Raw genomic sequence first — 545 nt, forward strand, 5'->3', positions numbered from 1 at the left:
CGCCGGCGCGGGCCTGTCGAAGATCGGCGACATCGCCAAGAGCCTCAAGAACATCGGCAACATCAATATCCCCAAGCTGCCGGACACCGCCTTCGCCCTGCCCGAAGGGGCGCTCGCTCTTCCCAACGGCACCATCCGCCTGCCCGAGGGCGCCACCCTTCCCGCGGGGGCGGCGAAACTGCCCGACGGCACCGTCAAACTGCCCGACACCACCACGGTGCTGCCGCCGGGCACCGTCAAACTCCCGACCGCGGAGGGTGCCCCGGCCCGGTACTTCGACCCGGACGGCAACATCCTCGACGAGCACGGCAAGGTCGTCAGCGACGTCCTGGACGGCCCCGGCGACATCGTCGACCAGCCCAAGCTGGACACTCCGCCCGCCGGCGCGGACGTGCCGCGGGTGGAGTCCCCGGTGAAGGAACCGGCCCTGGCCGGCGCCGGCACCCACACCGCCGAGCAGGCCGGCCGGCACATCCGCCTGGGCGACGGCCTGGACGCCGACCTCGGCGACACCGGCCGCCTCGGCAACGACCTGAACAACCCCG

At 72.7% G+C, this 545-nt stretch carries 1 pseudogene; it reads left to right on the plus strand.

Annotated features, from left to right (window positions below):
* Positions 1 to 545 (plus strand): annotated as a pseudogene (locus CCN35_RS26715) (hypothetical protein); the annotation flags it as partial.

Origin of the sequence: Streptomyces thermovulgaris (assembly GCF_002155915.1) — a bacterium.
GTDB classification, from domain to species: domain Bacteria; phylum Actinomycetota; class Actinomycetes; order Streptomycetales; family Streptomycetaceae; genus Streptomyces; species Streptomyces thermovulgaris.